A 14,892-nucleotide genomic window follows, 5' to 3' on the forward strand; every position below is an offset into this window, starting at 1 on the left:
CGGTGACCTTCGCCGACCGCCACCGGCTGCTGACCGACTACGTCGGCGGCGGTGCGGACCCCGCCGATCCCTCACAGGTGTTGGCGATGCCCGTGGTCCTGCACATCGAGAAGAACGATCCACCGCCGCGCCGGGCCCTGCTCGAGGCCGCCGCCCGCGCCGCCGTGCTGCTCTGCCTCGACGAGCGCGCCGACGCCGCCGTCCCTGACGAGACCGACCCCGGCACCGCAGACCGCGACATCGCGGGCCCCGACGCGGACCAATCCACCCCCGGCCCCTGGCACGACGGTGTCGCGACCTGGTGCGACGCCCGGATCCGCAAGATCAGCCGCCGCGCCCGCGGTGCACACTGGTCCGCTGCCCAGGAGGTCCCGGGACTCACCGTCGACACCGGGGATGCCCAGGCGCGGGCGATCGTGCCCGGACCGGTCGGCGACCTCGACAAGCGCATCGCACGGCTGCAGATCGGCGGTACCGACGTCGACGGTGATCTCGGAGCCGTTCCGATGTCGACCGACGAGCTGATCCTGTGGATCAACCCGACCCTGGACATGACCGTCGGCAAGCTGGCCGCGCAGGTCGGTCACGCGTCGATGCTCGCGGCCGGACTGTTCGACACCGCCGACGCGCAGCGGTGGTGGCGCGACGGGTGCCCACTGCGAGTCGCCGTGGCGACCGTGGCGCGATGGTCGGATCTGCTGCGCCGCGAACCCGATTCCGTGGCAGCGGTGCGCGACGCCGGCTTCACCGAGGTGGCGCCGGGCTCGGTCACGGTGATCGCCGAGCGCACCCTAGGCTCGGACGCATGAGTGAACTGCCCGACTGGGCGCAGGGCCTGAATCTGCAACCGCATCCCGAGGGCGGATGGTTCACCGAGACCTGGCGCAGCGACATCACCCTCCCGACGAGCGCGCTCCCCGAGGACTACCCGGGCGAACGCGCGGCCGGGACCGCGATCCTGTTCCTGCTGCCCGCGGGGGCGGAATCGGCGTGGCACACCGTGCGCGGTGCGGAGATCTGGTTGCACCACCGGGGCGCGCCGGTCGAGCTGATCCTCGGCGGCACCGACGATGCGCCCGGTGCGGAGACGGCCGTCGTACTCGGCCCCGACATCACCGGCGCGCAACGGCCGCAGCACGTCGTACCCGGCCACGAGTGGCAGCGGGCGCGTTCACTCGACAACGCGCCGTCGTTGGTCAGCTGCATCGTCGTACCCGGCTTCGACTTCGCCGACTTCCGCCTCGTCTGAGACGCCCGGGCGCGCGGGGAGAGTCGGACCACCGCCGCGACCCCGTCGTGCGGCACGATGGGGGAGTGCCCGACAGTGACAGCAACTCAACGACGGACGTACCCACCCCGGACCCCGATCTGCTGATCGACTTCGCCGACGTGACCCTGGTCCGTGACGGTTCGACCCTCGTCGGACCGATCACGTGGCAGGTGGAGCTCGACGAGCGCTGGGTCGTCATCGGCCCCAACGGTGCGGGCAAGACCTCGCTGATGCGGATGGCGGCCGCCGAGACCCACCCGAGTTCGGGCACCGCGGTCCTGCTCGGTGAGCGCCTCGGCCACACCGACATCCGGGACCTGTCCACCCGGATCGGCGTGACGTCGTCGATGTTGGCCGAGCGGATCCCCGACCACGAGCTCGTCACCGATCTCGTGATCTCCGCGAGCTACTCGGTGCTGGGTCGCTGGCGTGAGGACTACGAGGAGGTCGACCGCGCGCAGGCGGTGGAGACCCTCGAGTCCATGGGCGCCGAGCACCTCGCCGATCGTCGGTTCGGCACGCTGTCGGAGGGCGAGCGCAAACGCGTGCTGATCTCCCGGGCCCTCATGACCGATCCCGAACTGCTGCTGCTCGACGAACCGGCCGCCGGACTCGACCTCGGCGGACGCGAGGAACTCGTGGCCCGACTCGGAGTGCTCGCCGCCGACCCCGATGCGCCGGCGACGGTGCTGATCACCCATCACGTCGAGGAGATCCCCGAGGGATTCACCCACGCGTTGCTGCTCAAGGAGGGTGGCGTGGTCGCGCAGGGTCTGCTCGAGGACGTGTTGACCGCGGAGAACCTGACCGCCGCGTTCAGCCAGAACATCTCGCTGGACCGCCTCGACGGCCGGTATTTCGCCCGCCGGGCCCGTCGCGCGGGCGGCCACCGACGAGCACGGGCATGACCGGCCCGAAACCCGGCTTCGTCCCGGTCGATGATCCCGAGTCCGTGCCGGTGCGTGACGCCGCGACGGTCGTGGTGATCCGCGATGTCGCCGACACCGACTCGGCGGCGGGCGGGATCGAGGTGTTCCTCATCCAGCGGGTGCAGGAGATGGCCTTCGCCGGCGGCATGACGGTGTTCCCCGGCGGCGGGGTCGACGCACGCGACGCCGAGGCCGACGTCGCGTGGACCGGTCCGCACCCCGACTGGTGGGCCGACCGCTTCGGCGCCGACGAGGCCACCGCCCAGGCGCTGGTGTGCGCTGCGGTCCGGGAGACGTTCGAGGAATGCGGGGTTCTGCTCGCGGGCCGGACGCCCGACACCGTGCTGGACGACGCGACGCCGTATCACCCGGCGCGTGCGCAGCTCGTGGACAAGACGATCTCGTTGGCCGGCTTCCTGCGCGAGAACGACCTGGTGCTGCGCTCCGACCTCATCGTGCCTCTGGCGCACTGGATCACGCCGCTGGGCGAGCGCCGCCGGTACGACACACGTTTCTTCCTCGCCGCGCTACCGGGCGGGCAGGAGGCCGACGATCGCACCACCGAGGCCGCGTCGGCGACCTGGCACCGGGTGGACGACATCCTTGCCGAGTGGGAGGCGGGACGGGTGTTCCTGCTGCCGCCGACATGGGCGCAGCTGCAGGAACTCCGGCGGTTCGACACCGTCGCCGAGGCATTGGCCGCACCCCGCGAGATCACGATGATCTGCCCCACCATCGTCTCCGACGGCACGAGCGTGCGCATCGAGTTCGACGGGGTGGACCGCTACAACCGCGAGTGATGCTCGCGGGTGTCGGCTACCAGATCCGAACCCGTTGCGACTCCGGCAGATACAACTTGTCGGTGGTGGCCACCCGGAAGGTCGAGTAGAAGTCGGGCAGGTTGCGCACCACCTGATTGCAGCGGAACTCGCCGGGCGAGTGGGGGTCGGTGGCCAACTGCTCGGCCAGGGCCGCCGGTCGGTCCTTGCTCCGCCAGATCCGGGCCCACGACAGGAACAGGTCGGTCAGGTCGAGGTTCTCGGTGCCGTCCTTCTCGGCCGCGATCTTCGCCGCCGACAACGCGATCGACAACCCACCGAGGTCGGCGAGGTTCTCGCCGACCGTGAGCGCCCCGTCGACGTGCTGATCAGGCTTGAGCCCCTCGGGTACCAGCGAGTTGTACTGGGCGATGAGCGCATCGGACTTCTTGGTGAACGCGGCCCGGTCGGCCGGGGTCCACCAGTCGCGGAGGTTGCCGTTGCCGTCGTACTGCGAGCCCTGGTCGTCGAAACCGTGGCCGATCTCGTGTCCGATGACCGCGCCGATCCCGCCGTAGTTCACCTGGATCTCGGCGTTCGGATCGAAGAACGGTGACTGCAGGATCGCTGCCGGGAAGACGATCTCGTTGAACGTCGGGTCGTAGTAGGCGTTGACGGTCTGAGGCGTCATCTGCCAGTCGTCCTTGTTCACCGCCGTCCCGAGCTTCGCGACCTGGCGCTTGGACTCGAATTGGTATCCCGAGCGGTAGTTCGCGATCACGTCGTCGCGCACGATGTCGACGCCCGAGTAGTCCCGCCACTTGTCGGGGTAGCCGATCTTGACGTTGATCTTGCCGAGTTTGTCGAACGCCTCCTTGCGGGTGGCGTCGCTGAAGAAGTCGATGGTGGTGAAGCTACGGCGGTAGGCCTCGAGCAGGTTGCCGACCAGCGTCCGCGCCTGGGTCTTCGCCTCACCCGAGAAGTGTTCGGCGACATACTTCTTGCCCAGGGCCTCACCGAGCAGGGTGTCGACGAGCGCGACGCCGCGCTTCCAGCGCTCGGGTTGCGCCTCGACACCGTTGAGGGTCTTGGAGAAGAAGTCGAAGCGTGCGTCGGCGAACGCCTTCGGTAGGTACTGCGAATAGGAGCGCAGCACCGAGATGCGCATGTAATCGCGGAGATCGTCGATGGGGGTGTCGGCCCAGACCTTCGCCGCGGCGGCGTTGGCCTTCGGCCCGGTCACCACCACCCGGGCGAGCTGCTCGGTCGAGGCCCCGATACCCGATCGCCATGCCTCCCAGTTCATCCCCGGGGACTCGGCGGCGAACTGGGCCCAGGAGCGCGGGTTGTAGGTGGCCTTCGCGTCGCGGCTCTCGACGGTGGTGAGGTGCCCCTTCGCGACGGCGGTCTCGATGGCCATCACCCGGTTCGCGACACCCTCGGGGTCGGCGAGACCACCGAGGCGGGCGAGGGTGGCGAGGAACGCGACGTACTTGGTGCGGATCTCGGCGTAGCTGTCCTCGCGGTAGTACGACTCGTCGGGCAGGCCGATCCCGGATTGAACGACGTTGGCCACGTAGCGGGTGGCGTTCTGCTGGTCCGGCGCGACGTAGAAGTCGACGATGCCGGTGCTGCCCGCAGTCGACAACTCGGCCAGTCCGCGGGTCAGCTCGTCCTTGGTGGGAGCCTGGGTGATCGCGGTGAGGATCGGCGTCACCGGCGCCAGTCCGGCCTTCTCGATCGTGGCGGCGTCGAGGTAGCTCGCGTAGAGATCGCGGATCTTGGCGTCCTCGCCCGTCTCGGAGGAATCGATGCCCTCGATGATGGCCTTGAGGTGTTTCTGGGCCTCGTCGTTGAGTTCGTCGAACGTCGAGAAGCTCGCCTTGTCGGCGGGGATCTGATAGCTGCGCAGCCAACTCCCGTTGACGTGGCGGAACAGATCGTTCTGCGGCGTGACGGCCGCGTCGAGCCCGGACAGGTCCGGCGTCACCTTCTTCGCAGGGGTCGAACTGTCGCCGCACGCGGCCGCGACACCGATGGTGGCCAGCGCCCCGAGGGAGGCGAGGAACGTACGGCGACCGATCAGACCGGTCTGTTCGTCGGGTCGGGCGCTGCGCTGAGGGGTCACTGGGTGTCGTCTCCGGTCGTGTCGTCGGTGGATGTGTCGGTGTCGAGCCCGTCGCGATCGGCCCACTCGAGGAGGGTGTCGAGACGGAAAGCCGTGTCGTCGATGTCGGCGTGCAGATCGCCGAGGCGAGCGAAGCGATCCGGGACGGTCGCGATGGTGAACTCCCGCGGGTCCACGTCGTCGATCTCGGACCACTCGATCGGGGTCGAGACGGTGGCGTCGGCGTTGCCACGGACCGAGTACGCGCTCGCGATCGTGTGGTCGCGGGTGTTCTGGTTGTAGTCGACGAACACGGCCGTGGGGTCGCGGTCCTTGCGCCACCAGGTGGTCGTGATCTCGTCGGGGTTGCGGCGTTCGACCTCGCGTGCGAACGCCAGCGCGGCCCGTCGGACATCGGTGAACGACCACTCCGGTTCGATGCGGACGTAGATGTGCAGACCCGACCCGCCGGAGGTCTTCGGGTAGCCGCGGATGCCGAGTTCGTCGAGCACCTCGTGCGCGATGTGCGCGGTGCGCCGGACCTTGTCGAACGGACAGTCCGGCATCGGATCGAGGTCGATGCGCCACTCGTCGGGCTTCTCGGTGTCGAACCGCCGGGAGTTCCACGGATGGAACTCCACGGTCGACATCTGCACCGCCCAGATGACGCTGCCCAGCTCGGTCACGCAGACCTCGTCGGCGGTCCGGCCGTAGCGCGGGAAGTAGATCTCGACGGTCTCCAGCCAGTCCGGTGCGCCGCTGGGGATGCGTTTCTGATGGACCTTCGGACCTGCCATGCCCTTGGGGTATCGGTGCAGCATGCAGGGGCGGTCGCGGAGGGCTCGGACGATGCCGTCACCCACGGAGAGGTAGTAGTTGACGAGGTCGAGCTTGGTCTCGCCGCGGGTCGGGAAGTACACGCGGTCTGGACTGGACACCCGGACCGTGCGATCGCCGACCGACAGCTCGACCGGTGAGCCGGCGGATTCCGATGCCATTTATCGACCCTAAGGGAATGCGGCCCGGAGCGCGGCGCACTGGGCGGCGAAGAACTCCCGGGACACCGCGGCCCGGGGGACGAGCGCGTCGAACCCGTGGAAGGCACCCGGGATGACGGTCGTCTCGCAGTCGACGCCGGCGTCACGGAGTCGCTGAGCGTAGGCGAGGTCCTCGTCGTGGAAGAGGTCGTTGCCGCCGACGCCGATCCACGCCGGGGGCAGACCGGTGAGATCGGTCCGGCGGGCGGGCACGGCGGCGGCCCGGTCGGCGTCGGCGAGGTAGGACGACCAGCCGTAGACGTTGCTTCGACCGCTCCACACCCGGTGGTTGCGGACGGCCGACTCGTCGGGCGAGGTCGTCCGGTCGTCGAGCATCGGGTAGACGAGCAGCTGGAACGCCGGCCGGATCTGGCCGAGGTCGTGAACCCGCTGGACCAGCGCGGCGGCGAGACCGCCCCCGGCGCTGGCCCCGCCGACGGCGATGGCGCTCGCGTCGACCGACGGTTGCGCGGCCAACCAGGACAGGGCGGCCAGGCAGTCGTCGAGGGGCGCGGGGAAGGGGTGCTCCGGGGCGAGGCGGTAGTCGACCGCGGCGACGGTGATGCCGAGCTCCCGGGCGAACCGTGCGCAGATGAGGTCGTCCTGCACGGCGCGGCCGAGGACGTACCCGCCCCCGTGGATCCACAGCAGCGCGGCGCCGGGGGAGTTGCGCGCCGGTGCCCCCGCTGTCGGCGGGCGGTGGACGCGGACCGAGGCGTCCGCCGACACCGCGACGGTCTCGACGCCCTTGGCCGCGCGCAGGGCGAGCAGCGTCGTCGCCGCACGGAAGAGCGGCACCGTCCGCGCACTGATCGGGTTGGTGGGCAGCACGCGGTGGATACGACGCAGGTCCGGGTGAACGTCGGTGGTCGGCACCATCAGAGACTATTCCGACGGCAGTCGGGTCCGAGGACGGTTCGTGGCATCGTCCGGGGCTCCCACCAGCGGTGCGCCCCGACGGTGTGGGATGGCTCGCACACCCGGTAGCCTGCCCACATGCCTGAATTCGTGACCTTGGAGACCAGCGACGAGTTCCCCGGGGTGGGGACCATCCTGCTGAACCGGCCGCCGATGAACGCGCTGAACCGCCAGGTGCAGACCGAGCTGGCCGAAGCTGCTCTCGCGGCCACCGAGGACGACTCCATCAAGGCCGTCGTCGTCTACGGCGGACCCAAGGTGTTGGCCGCGGGTGCCGACATCAAAGAGATGAACGACATGACGTTCGCCGAGATGAGCAAGGTCGCCGGGCGGCTGCAGTCCGGGCTCGGCGCTATCGCGGCCATCCCCAAGCCGACCGTCGCGGCGATCACCGGGTACGCGCTCGGTGGTGGCCTCGAGGTCGCGCTCGGCGCCGATCGTCGTATCGCCGGTGACAACGCCAAGCTCGGTGTGCCGGAGATCCTGCTCGGTGTGATCCCCGGTGGCGGCGGCACGCAGCGGCTCGCGCGCCTGATCGGTCCGTCGCGGGCCAAGGACATGGTGTTCACCGGACGGTTCGTCGGCGCCGCCGAGGCGCTGCAGATCGGGTTGGTCGACGAGGTCGTCGCGCCCGACGAGGTCTACAACGCGGCGATGACGTGGGCGTCGCAGTTCGCGAAGGGCGCGAGTGTCGCCCTGGCCGCGGCGAAGGCCGCCATCGACGAGGGTCTCGACACCGATCTCGACACCGGACTGAAGATCGAGGCGCACGTGTTCGCATCGCTGTTCGCCACCGACGACCGCGCGATCGGCATGCGCTCGTTCGTCGAAAACGGGCCCGGCAAGGCCGAATTCACCGGGAAGTGAGCTGACCCATGACCGCATCTCCGATCGATCCCGCTCCCAACCCGCACGCCACCGAGGCCGAGGTCCAGGCCGCGCTGCAGGACACCAAACTCGCCCAGGTGCTCTACCACGACTGGGAAGCCGAGACCTACGACGACAAATGGTCGATCTCGTACGACGAGCGGTGCATCGACTATGCCCGCGGGCGATTCGACGCCGCGGGTGCGACGGAGTCGCTGCCCTACGGGCGCGCACTCGAACTCGGTTGTGGCACCGGCTTCTTCCTGCTGAACCTGATGCAGTCGGGGGTCGCCGAGCGTGGCTCGGTGACCGATTTGTCGCCGGGCATGGTCAAGGTCGCATTGCGCAACGGCAAGAACCTCGGGCTCGACGTCGACGGCCGCGTCGCCGACGCGGAGACCATCCCGTACGAGGACGACACCTTCGATCTGGTGGTCGGACACGCGGTCCTGCACCACATCCCCGACGTCGAGCAGGCGTTGTCGGAGGTTCTCCGCGTGCTCAAGCCCGGCGGACGCTTCATCTTCGCCGGCGAACCGTCGACCATCGGTGACTTCTACGCGCGCTGGCTGAGCCGGGCCACCTGGGCGCTGACCACCAATGTGACCAAGCTCGGCGCCCTGTCGTCGTGGCGGCGTCCGCAGGCCGAACTCGACGAGTCCTCACGCGCCGCGGCACTCGAGGCCGTCGTCGACATCCACACCTTCGATCCCGCAGAACTCGAGGCGATCGCGACCCGCGCCGGCAGTGTCGGGGTCTCCACGACCACCGAGGAATTCGCGGCGGCGATGCTCGGCTGGCCGGTCCGCACCTTCGAGGCCGCGGTCCCGCCGGAGAAGCTCGGATGGGGCTGGGCGCGTTTCGCGTTCGGCGGATGGAAGCGACTCACCTGGCTCGACGAGAACGTGCTCCGCAAGATCGTCCCGCCGAAGTTCTTCTACAACGTGGTCATCACCGGGCTCAAGCCCTGACGCGGATCCACTCCGTGATTCGGGCCGATTGAGATGGGCTACGAATTCACCCTCGACGACGTCGCCCATCTCCGGACCCGATTCGGCCAGGAGGCGCTGCTGACGGCGGAATCGCTGGAGCTGCGTCCGGATACGTTGATCTCCGACCTCGCCGTGCTGCGGTCCCGGTATCCGGGGCACGAGGCCGCGCTGGTGGACACGGTGCGCTCGCGCCGCAAGGCGGCGGGCAAACTGCGCGACGCCGATCGGCTCCTGCTCACCGACACCGCCGTCCAACAGGCGACCACCCGGACGGTCGCCGCTCACCGCGCCGCCGACCTCGCAGCGAGGTTCCCCGGTGCGGTGGTCCATGACGTGACGTGTTCTGTCGGTGCCGAACTCGCCGAGCTCGCCGCCCAACCGGGGATCGGCCCGATCCTGGGCAGCGACATCGATCGGGTGCGACTGGCCATGGCTGCGCACAACGTCCCCTCCGCGACCCTGCTCGCCGCGGATGCGTTGACGCCCACCAGCACCGCCGATGTCGTGATCGCCGATCCGGCGCGTCGTACCGCCGGCGGGTCGCGGACCTTCCGGCTCGACCAGTTGCAGCCGTCACTGTTCGACCTGTTGACCACCTACGCCGGACGGCCGCTGCTGGTGAAGAGTGCTCCGGGACTGGACTATCAGCTGCTGCGTGATCGGTACGGTTACAACGGCGAGGTCCAGATCACCTCGTTCGACGGCGGTGTCCGAGAGGCGTGCCTGTGGACCGGCCGGGAGTTCGAGGAGCGGCGGCGGGCGACGGTGATACGCACCGACGGAACCGGATTCGAGATCACCGATGCCGACGGTGACGACATTGCGCCCGGGGATCCCGGGACCTGGATCGTCGATCCGGACGGCGCGGTGGTGCGCGCCGGGCTCGTCCGGCACTACGCGAAGCGTCACGATCTGTGGCAACTCGACGGCCAGATCGCCTACCTGACCGGTCATCACGTGCCCGCGGGGGACCGGGGGTGGCGGGTTCTCGAATGGTCCGGCTTCGCCGAGAAACATCTCAGACGTCGTCTGACCGAACTGGACTGTGGCGTCCTCGAGATCATGGTCCGCGGTGTCGAGGTGGATCCCGACAAGCTGCGCAGCCGTCTGAAATTGCGTGGCTCGCAGTCGTTGGCGGTCGTCATCACCCGCATCGGCAGACGCGGTGTCGCGTTCATCTGTGAGGCAGGGGTTCGCGCCGGGTCCGCCGGCATCAGGGCGTAGATTCGCGAGGCATGGACGACTCGGGACCCAGTCGGACGGCGCTCGCTACCGCGTACGCCCGTGCGTACCACCAGATGGTCGATCGCCCGCGAATACTGACCGACCCGTACGCGGCGCGCATCCTCGGAGTCGGTCCCGAGGAACTGTCCACGATGAGCGAGTCAGCCGTCGAGAAGTCTGTGGTCGGGGCCATGCAGTGGCCACGGCGACTGTTCTTCGCCGCCCGCGCGCGTTTCGCCGAGGACCGCGTCGCGGCGGCCTGGGAGCGGGGTGTGCGCCAGGTCGTCGTGCTCGGTGCGGGTATGGACACGTTCTCGCTCCGGAATCCGCGCGCGGGCCTGCGGGTGTTCGAAGTGGATCATCCCGCGACCCAGGCGTGGAAGCGTCGCCGTCTCACCGAGGCCGGCGTCGACGTCCCCGAGCCGGTGACCTTCGTGCCGGTCGACTTCGAGACAGACCTCCTGGCAGACGAATTGGAGTCGGCGGGGATGAGCAGGTCCGATCCGACGGTCTTCGTGTGGCTCGGCGTGGTGTACTACCTGACCTCGGACGCAGTCGATGCGACGCTCGACTACATCGCCGGTCAGGCCCGGCCGGCCGAGGTCGTGTTCGACTATCTCCAACCGCCGACCGGTGACGAGGACGTGTCGCGGCTTCGAGAGCGCGCGGATCGTCTCGCCGCGGCCGGGGAGCCCTGGCTCAGCTATTTCACACCGACCGATCTCAGGGTGAAGCTGGCCGGCCTCGGCTTCGGGGAGATCGACGACCGGTCGGCCGCCGAGGTGGTCGACGAATACACCGATGGCACAACGGATATGCGGATCGACGACCCGCAAGCACTGCGCGCGAGCCGAATCGTCAGTGCAGTCCGGACGCGCTGAGCGCCCACGCGCTGACTGTGTGGAAAGCGCCCCAGTGCTGACTGTGTGGAAAGCGCCCACGTGCTGACTGTGTGGAAAGCGCCCCACGTGCTGACTGTGTGGAAAGCGCGCTGCACGTGCTGACTGTGTGGAAAGCACCATCGAGTGTGCTGGCAGCGATAGGCGAGACATGCTGCAATACGACGCACACTCGATGAGTGCTTTCCGCACCGTCAGCGGCTTTTCACCATCCCCAGAACGCGGGAAGACTTCGATTCTTCGAACACGTGTTCGAGTAGTTGTGGTAGTCTCGAGGTGTAGCCGCGCCTGGGGAGGAGTGCTTCGTGACCATCGCCGAGACGTCTGACACCGATACCGTGTCTGTGTTGGAGGCGAATTACGCTGCGCTCGAACAGCTCCTGGACGAAATCGCGGCCGGCTCGTCGGATGCATGTAGCGATGCGGTGGTCGCGGAGTTGGCCGAGCGTCATGAGCGGGTGGTGCGGCGGATGGAATCGATCGGCAACCGACGGATCCTCGACGTGTCTGATCGGGAGGCTTTCCGGGTGTCGGGGTCGAAGAGCCTGATCGATTTCTGCTCGACCCGGTTACGGATCACCCGCCCCCGCAGACGGTTACGTGCCGTGCAACACCTCGAAGCCATGCATGCGATGACCGGGGAACTGCTCCCACCCCGGGCCCCGAACACCGCAGCCGGCCTCGCCGACGGGCACCTGGGTGCCGAGCATGTCGATGCCATCCTCGACGTATTGGCGAAAGTCCCGGCCGCGGTCGACCCCGACGAGACAGCGAAAGCCGAATCCGCGTTGGCCACCGAAGGCCGCCGGTTGACGCCGCGGGAGATCACCCAGCTCGGGGTCCGGATCCTGGCCTACCTCGACCCCGATGGCACCCTGACCGACGACCGTGACCGCGCCCGCAACCGGAGACTGTCCCTCAGCGCCCAGGACGCGCAGCTGATGTCGAAGCTCTCCGGGACGTTGGATCCGACGACGCGGGCGCTGTTCGAGGTGGTGCTCGCGGCGTGGGCCGCGCCCGGGATGAACAACCCCGACGACGATCAGTCTCCGCGCGGCGATACCGCCGACATCGACCCCGACCTGCTACGCGAGGCTGCCGGCCGCGATTCGCGGTCGGTGGCGCAACGTAACCATGACGCGCTGAAGGCGTTGCTGCAGTGCGCAGCCGACGGCGGCCTGCTCGGTGCGTCGCATCGCGGACTACCCCCGCACATCATCATCTCGATTACCGAGAGTGAGCTCCGCGACCGCGCCGGGGTCGCGAACACTGCGACCGGCACCGACCTCCCCATCACCGACGTGCTGACGCTGGCGGCCCGCGCGCAGATGCATTTGGCGGTGTTCGACGACCACACCGCCGAACCACTGTTCCTCGGCCGCGCCCACCGCCTCGCCTCCCAAGCCCAACGATTCGTCCTGTTCGCGAAGTACGGCGGCTGTGGGGCAGCGGACTGCCCCACCCCGTTCGCGCACTGCGAAATCCACCACGCAGACAAGGACTGGGCCGACGGCGGCACCACCGACGTCAACCACCTCGCCCCCGCATGCGGACCGCACAACCGGGCCGTCGGACCCAACCCCGACCAATGGACCACCGATAAAATCACCACCGGCCCCGACCGCGGACGCTACGGCTGGCGCCGCAACACCGACCCACCCGAGGAAATCCACGCCAACCACCGACACCACATCCGCGAACTCCTCGACCGACACGGTGACGATGACCCATGGGCCGACACCGGTGAGGCCACTTTGAACACGGAACCGGCCACGGCCGACATCGCACCCGACGCCCCCTGGGGTGAACCTGACACCCCGCCCGTCACGACACCTGGCCAGGACCCCTGGTCGAAACCGGTCGCGCCGCAACGACCACCGCCGGCGGGCATCGAACATCACATTGCGTATCAGCTCGTGAAACGAATACCGCGACCCGCCGGCACCCCCGACATCAACTGGCCACGACGTCCGGCGGTCTATGCGCCCCTGGGTCGGCGTGAATGATTCGGAGTCATGAATCGAACACGTTCCAGCAGATGCTGTTCCGCCGGGCCTGGTCCTCGGTCACCAGCTCGCGCAGGTGGGTCGGTAGCTGCGCGAGCTGCCGATCCCGCTCGGCCAACCGCACCTCGGCCGGGTCGACGGTCGGACCTGCCGCCGACATCACTGCCTTGATGGCGTACGCCGCCGCACCGAGGTCGTGTTCGGGAACGTGAGCAACGCAGGCGGCCTGACCGGCTGAGTACGCGGCGAAACGCGCGGCACCCATGAGGTCTCGCGCCGCGCCCATGGCGTGTCCGCCGCACGCTCGGGAATCCATCATCGACATCGACCCCGTTGCCCACGAGCGCACCGCGGCGATGGCGACACGGGGCCGCGTGTCGGCCGCCCGCTCGCGTTCGAACAGGGACAGCACGTGCTCGGCACAGTCGGCCGACCACAGCGCGAGAGCGCGGTGATCGTCGTCGGTCAGCAAGCCGCCGCGGCGGATCGTCACCAGGCGAGGGTCTCGGACCGAGGGCAGGATCACCGCTGAGTCCGCAGGACGTCTACGTCTTGGGCGGGGCGAAGTAATAGACCTCGCCGAGGTTGGTGGCGGTGGCCACGTCGCCACCGGGAGACACCGCGACACCGGTCGTGAACCCGACGGCCTGCGGCAGATCCAGGGAGCGCTTGGTGGAACCGTCGGTTGCCGACACCTCGAGCAGCTTGAGCGCCTTGGTGTTCGGGTCGCGGACCACCACCCAGGCGGTCTTTGCCTCCGTGCTGGTGGCCAGGCTGACCGTCTGCAGATCGTTGCGACGCCAGCCGGCCTCGGCGCGATCGCCGCGGTCCCTGATGGTGATCAACGGTGAGCCGATGACTCCGGTCGGGATGATCGTGCCGTCCGGCGACACCGACATCGTCCCGAACCCGTACCCGCCGATGAAGTAGTCCCACTTGCGCTTCCCGGTCTCGGCGTCGAGCGCGTAGATGCTGCCGAGGCGGTCGAACACGTAGAGGGTCTTGCGGTCTGCGGACAGCGTGGGCGTACCGATGACTCCGCTCGGGATCTGGGTGGCCCAGCTCTGGCGGATCGAGCGGGCGCCCTTGACCTCGTCGTACCGCATGGCCCGGACCTCGGAGGCGATGGCGTTTTCCGGGAAGTAGTTCAGGTAGAACTGCTCTCGTTCGTCGTCCACCGCGGGGCTCGCCGGAACGGGGCAGTTCGGACCGGCGGTGACGCAGTCCCCGAGACCGAAGGCAGGCTGGGCCGGATCGGCGTTCGGCCGCAACGCGATCCCCGGCGCGACGGGCTCACCGGTCTGCGCGTTGAGCAGCAGGATCTGTCCCTGGTTGGTGACCATGAGGACCACCCCCTTGGCCGCGAACTTCGCCGAGACGGGCACGCCGACGGTCGCGAACTTCCAGCGGACCGCGCCGCCACCGTTGAGCGCGTAGAACTGTCCGGCCTCGCCGATGTAGATGTTCTCGAACTGGTCGACGAGCATCGAGTTGAGTTCGGCCCCGACACCGAGCCGGCGACAGAAGTTCTTCCGTCCGGCGCGGGAATCGAGCACGAAGGTGTTGCACCCGGCAGCGGTGCGCGAGGTGACGCCGACGTTGTAGCGACTGGAGATCGTGATCGGTGCGGAGATCGGGCCCCCGGTGGGGCGGGTCCATGACAACGCCAGCTCGTCGGGCGACGTCGGGTAGGCGAAGTTCGAGTTGGCGGCGTTACCCCCGTAACTCGACCACCCGGCACTGGCCACCGACCGCACGTCATCGGTGCCGTCCGAGCACGAACTGACCGCGACCGCCGCGACGACGGCGAGCAGAGCTGCGCGTGCCACCACTCCGACCCGGCCGGGTCGTCGCGTAATCGTGCGCCGCATGGTGCTCCTGAACG

Annotated in this window: 14 protein-coding genes; 9 read left to right on the forward strand and 5 right to left on the reverse strand. The window is 68.8% G+C overall.

Features of this window, described 5'->3' with window-relative positions:
- The first annotated feature begins 2 nt into the window (after positions 1 to 2).
- The 4 genes from IEV93_RS11845 (at position 3) to IEV93_RS11860 (ending at position 2,999) form a co-directional block, all read left to right on the forward strand.
- On the forward strand, positions 3 to 809 hold the full coding sequence (locus IEV93_RS11845; protein ID WP_229705055.1) for an aminoacyl-tRNA hydrolase: 807 nt from the start codon (positions 3 to 5) through the stop codon (positions 807 to 809).
- Positions 806 to 1,249 (forward strand): cupin domain-containing protein, encoded by a 444-nt coding sequence (locus IEV93_RS11850; protein WP_188489868.1) that lies wholly within the window; start codon positions 806 to 808, stop codon positions 1,247 to 1,249. Before IEV93_RS11845 ends, IEV93_RS11850 begins: the two co-directional genes overlap by 4 nt.
- 65 nt (positions 1,250 to 1,314) lie before the next feature.
- Complete coding sequence (locus IEV93_RS11855; protein WP_188489870.1) at positions 1,315 to 2,178, forward strand: ABC transporter ATP-binding protein; 864 nt, start codon at positions 1,315 to 1,317, stop codon at positions 2,176 to 2,178.
- The gene (locus IEV93_RS11860; RefSeq protein WP_188489872.1) at positions 2,175 to 2,999 is read left to right on the forward strand and encodes an NUDIX hydrolase; all 825 of its coding nucleotides are present in this window, start codon (positions 2,175 to 2,177) and stop codon (positions 2,997 to 2,999) included. The genes IEV93_RS11855 and IEV93_RS11860 overlap by 4 nt, the downstream gene beginning before the upstream one ends.
- Before the next feature lie 16 nt (positions 3,000 to 3,015).
- Here the strand turns inward: IEV93_RS11860 and IEV93_RS11865 are convergent, their stop codons facing one another.
- The 3 genes from IEV93_RS11865 to IEV93_RS11875 are packed head-to-tail and all read right to left on the reverse strand — an operon-like array spanning position 3,016 to position 6,977.
- Entirely contained in the window at positions 3,016 to 5,085 is a 2,070-nt protein-coding gene (locus IEV93_RS11865) for a M13 family metallopeptidase (RefSeq protein ID WP_229705056.1), read from the reverse strand.
- Entirely contained in the window at positions 5,082 to 6,062 is a 981-nt protein-coding gene (gene ligD / locus IEV93_RS11870; protein ID WP_188489874.1) for a non-homologous end-joining DNA ligase, read from the reverse strand. The genes IEV93_RS11865 and ligD overlap by 4 nt, the downstream gene beginning before the upstream one ends.
- Positions 6,063 to 6,071: 9 nt before the next feature.
- Entirely contained in the window at positions 6,072 to 6,977 is a 906-nt protein-coding gene (locus IEV93_RS11875; RefSeq protein WP_229705057.1) for an alpha/beta hydrolase, read from the reverse strand.
- Between the two features lie 120 nt (positions 6,978 to 7,097).
- Between IEV93_RS11875 and IEV93_RS11880 the strand changes: the two genes are divergently transcribed.
- The 5 genes from IEV93_RS11880 to IEV93_RS11900 all read left to right on the forward strand — a co-directional run bounded on the left by IEV93_RS11880 (position 7,098) and on the right by IEV93_RS11900 (position 13,007).
- Positions 7,098 to 7,886 (forward strand): enoyl-CoA hydratase/isomerase family protein, encoded by a 789-nt coding sequence (locus IEV93_RS11880; RefSeq protein WP_188489878.1) that lies wholly within the window; start codon positions 7,098 to 7,100, stop codon positions 7,884 to 7,886.
- 8 nt (positions 7,887 to 7,894) lie between these two features.
- The gene (locus IEV93_RS11885) at positions 7,895 to 8,857 is read left to right on the forward strand and encodes a class I SAM-dependent methyltransferase (protein WP_188489880.1); all 963 of its coding nucleotides are present in this window, start codon (positions 7,895 to 7,897) and stop codon (positions 8,855 to 8,857) included.
- Positions 8,858 to 8,890: 33 nt separating this feature from the next.
- Positions 8,891 to 10,102 carry a THUMP-like domain-containing protein gene (locus IEV93_RS11890; RefSeq protein ID WP_188489882.1) on the forward strand — a complete coding sequence of 404 codons (1,212 nt, stop codon included), beginning with the start codon at positions 8,891 to 8,893 and terminating at the stop codon, positions 10,100 to 10,102.
- An 11-nt stretch (positions 10,103 to 10,113) separates the two neighbouring features.
- Positions 10,114 to 10,983, forward strand: a complete 870-nt coding sequence (locus IEV93_RS11895; protein ID WP_188489884.1) for a class I SAM-dependent methyltransferase — start codon at positions 10,114 to 10,116, stop codon at positions 10,981 to 10,983.
- Positions 10,984 to 11,348: 365 nt separating this feature from the next.
- Positions 11,349 to 13,007 (forward strand): HNH endonuclease signature motif containing protein, encoded by a 1,659-nt coding sequence (locus IEV93_RS11900; protein ID WP_229705058.1) that lies wholly within the window; start codon positions 11,349 to 11,351, stop codon positions 13,005 to 13,007.
- Between the two features lie 7 nt (positions 13,008 to 13,014).
- On the opposite strand, the gene IEV93_RS11905 is transcribed toward IEV93_RS11900, so the two are convergent.
- The gene (locus tag IEV93_RS11905) at positions 13,015 to 13,533 is read right to left on the reverse strand and encodes a putative immunity protein (RefSeq protein ID WP_188489886.1); all 519 of its coding nucleotides are present in this window, start codon (positions 13,531 to 13,533) and stop codon (positions 13,015 to 13,017) included.
- Positions 13,534 to 13,552: 19 nt separating this feature from the next.
- Complete coding sequence (locus tag IEV93_RS11910) at positions 13,553 to 14,878, reverse strand: outer membrane protein assembly factor BamB family protein (RefSeq protein WP_188489888.1); 1,326 nt, start codon at positions 14,876 to 14,878, stop codon at positions 13,553 to 13,555.
- Positions 14,879 to 14,892 lie beyond the last annotated feature (14 nt).

This window comes from Williamsia phyllosphaerae, assembly GCF_014635305.1.
In the GTDB taxonomy this organism is placed as follows: domain Bacteria; phylum Actinomycetota; class Actinomycetes; order Mycobacteriales; family Mycobacteriaceae; genus Williamsia_A; species Williamsia_A phyllosphaerae.

Coding starts and splice junctions, on each gene's coding strand:
- IEV93_RS11850 (WP_188489868.1), top strand. CDS start 806: ATGAGTGAACTGCCCGACTGGGCGCAGGGCCTGAATCTGCAACCGCAT.
- IEV93_RS11860 (WP_188489872.1), top strand. CDS start 2,175: ATGACCGGCCCGAAACCCGGCTTCGTCCCGGTCGATGATCCCGAGTCC.
- ligD (WP_188489874.1), bottom strand. CDS start 6,062: ATGGCATCGGAATCCGCCGGCTCACCGGTCGAGCTGTCGGTCGGCGAT.
- IEV93_RS11880 (WP_188489878.1), top strand. CDS start 7,098: ATGCCTGAATTCGTGACCTTGGAGACCAGCGACGAGTTCCCCGGGGTG.
- IEV93_RS11885 (WP_188489880.1), top strand. CDS start 7,895: ATGACCGCATCTCCGATCGATCCCGCTCCCAACCCGCACGCCACCGAG.
- IEV93_RS11890 (WP_188489882.1), top strand. CDS start 8,891: ATGGGCTACGAATTCACCCTCGACGACGTCGCCCATCTCCGGACCCGA.
- IEV93_RS11895 (WP_188489884.1), top strand. CDS start 10,114: ATGGACGACTCGGGACCCAGTCGGACGGCGCTCGCTACCGCGTACGCC.
- IEV93_RS11910 (WP_188489888.1), bottom strand. CDS start 14,878: ATGCGGCGCACGATTACGCGACGACCCGGCCGGGTCGGAGTGGTGGCA.